The following is a 1,761-nucleotide window of genomic DNA, read 5'->3' on the forward strand; positions in this document are numbered from 1 at the left end:
GCGCGACGTGGCCGATGCCCTGGCCGCCGCGCGCGATTCGGGTGCCGAGGCGTGGACGGGCTCGCTGGACCTCGCCCTCTCGTCCGGCGAGGCCCGGCTGTCGCCCGCGTCATGGCAGTGGCGCGGCGAGCACTACCCCTATCCGGCGAAGCTCAAGGACCGCACCGCCTACTACTGGGACGGCGACGGCTTCGAGCCGGTCGCCCGCTACGCCGGGTCGCTGATCAAGCTGGTGCCGACCGAGTGGGGCGCACCGACGTTCGAGATCGACGGCATCAAGATGCTGCCGACCTCCAAGGCCTCGCCGGTCGACGATGCACGCCGGAAGGTGGCGCTGGTCGAGCCGCGCGGCAAGGGGGTTCTCGATACGTGCGGCGGCCTCGGCTACTTCGCCGGCTGCTGTCTGGAGGCTGGCGCCACGCGCATCGACTCCTTCGAGAAGAACGCCGACGTGCTGTGGCTGCGCACGTTGAATCCGTGGTCGCCCGACCCGGACTCCGAGCAGGCCGGCGGCCGCCTGCAACTCGTGCATGCCGACGTCGCCGAAGCGATCGAGCGGATTCCCGACGCGTCGGTCGACGCCCTGCTGCACGACCCACCGCGCTTCGGCATCGCCGGCGAGCTCTATTCGCTCGCGTTCTACCAGCAGCTCGCGCGCGTGCTTCGTCGCGGCGCCCGGATGTTCCACTACACCGGCAGCCCCAACCGGCTCACCAGCGGCCGCGACGTGCCACGCGAGGTGGCGCAGCGCCTGCAGGCCGCCGGTTTCAAGGCCGAGCCCGCGCTCGACGGCGTGCTCGCAGTGCGCCGCTGAGGGGCACCTCGGACGCGCGGAACGCCGCGGCGCGTGACCGCGCCGGAGCTGCGGACTTCAGTTTCGCCTCACGCCCAGCGCATCGTGGCCTCGCCCCGCAGCGGCACTGTCCCCGCATTGCCCTTGGATGCGGAGCGACATGGAAAACGGGACAGGCGCCCACGATGCGGATGTGGTGATCGTCGGGGCGAGTTTCGCCGGCGCGGCCTGCGCCATCGCGGCCGCGCAACGCGGGTTGCGCGTGGTGGTGCTCGAACGCAAGCGCGATCCCGGCGAAAAACTGCACACGACGGGAATCATCGTGAAGGAAGCGGCGGAACAGACGCTGCTCAATCGCCTGCCGTCGTCGATGACGCGACGGGTCGAAGAGGTGCGGCTGTACGCGCCCAGCCTCAAGCAGGTCGCATTGGCGGCGCCGGGGTACTACTTCCTCACCACCGATACGCCCGCGGTGATGCGATGGCTCGCCGAGCAGCTTCGCGCGCATCGAGTTGACCTTCGCCTCGGCGTGTCGTTCACCGACGCGCACCCCTGCGACGACGGCTGGCACGTCGCGGGCGTCGGCACCACCCGCTACCTGGTCGGCGCCGACGGCGCCCGATCGCGCGTGGCGCAGCGGTGCCAACTCGGTCGCGTGCGCGACTTCCTGTACGGCGTCGAATACGACTTTCCCGGTGCACGGCTCGCACGCCCCGACGCGCTGCACTGCTTCATCAGCAAGCGCTACGCACCGGGCTACATCGGCTGGATCGCGCAGAGTCCTACCGGCGTGCAGGCCGGGCTGGCGCTACGACACGACGCGTCGAAGCCCCGCGTGCCCGACATCGACGGCTTCCTGATGCGCGTCGGCGAAGCCGGCGGGCTGCCGCGGCTCCTCAAACCCGGCCGGACGCGCGCAGGTCTCATCCCGTGCAGTGGGCCTGTCGCGGGCATGACGCGCCCCGGGG

Annotated in this window: 2 protein-coding genes; both read left to right on the plus strand. The window is 71.2% G+C overall.

Going from position 1 to position 1,761, the window contains the following annotated elements; translation table 11 throughout:
• Window positions 1-814, plus strand: an 814-nt coding sequence (locus tag FW784_RS13900; protein WP_235893693.1) for a class I SAM-dependent methyltransferase, incomplete at its 5' end; no start/stop codon positions are given.
• Window positions 815-953: 139 nt separating this feature from the next.
• On the plus strand, window positions 954-1,761 hold an 808-nt coding region (locus FW784_RS13905), incomplete at its 3' end, for an NAD(P)/FAD-dependent oxidoreductase (protein ID WP_149353918.1).

Origin of the sequence: Cognatilysobacter lacus (assembly GCF_008274655.1) — a bacterium.
In the GTDB taxonomy this organism is placed as follows: domain Bacteria; phylum Pseudomonadota; class Gammaproteobacteria; order Xanthomonadales; family Xanthomonadaceae; genus Cognatilysobacter; species Cognatilysobacter lacus.